This window comes from Mameliella sp. CS4 (genome assembly GCF_019392335.1).
Classification (GTDB): Bacteria; Pseudomonadota; Alphaproteobacteria; order Rhodobacterales; family Rhodobacteraceae; genus Antarctobacter.
Genome location: NZ_JAHXRQ010000264.1, coordinates 1 through 242 on the forward strand (window position 1 = coordinate 1; position 242 = coordinate 242).

Below are 242 nucleotides of genomic sequence, written 5' to 3' on the forward strand. Positions count from 1 at the left end.
CTTGTCCTGCTTGCGGATCTTCAGGATCTCCTTGAGCACCTTCACGTCGAGACCCTCGCCCTTGGCCTCGGCGAAGACCTCCTTCTTGGCCTCCATCAGGTCCTTGATCTCCTCCTCCAGCCGTTCCACGCGCTCGATGATCGAGCGGATGCGGTCGCCCGCGACGCCCACGGTGTCGGTCATGTCGGTCATGCAGTCCCTCGTCGGATGACGGCGGCACCCTCGCCGCGACACGGTAAGCG

At 64.5% G+C, this 242-nt stretch carries 1 protein-coding gene; it reads right to left on the reverse strand.

What is annotated here, in order from left to right:
• A partial coding sequence (locus tag KZZ07_RS27335; RefSeq protein ID WP_219520180.1) for a DUF2312 domain-containing protein occupies window positions 1-192 on the reverse strand: 192 nt, incomplete at its 3' end.
• Window positions 193-242 lie beyond the last annotated feature (50 nt).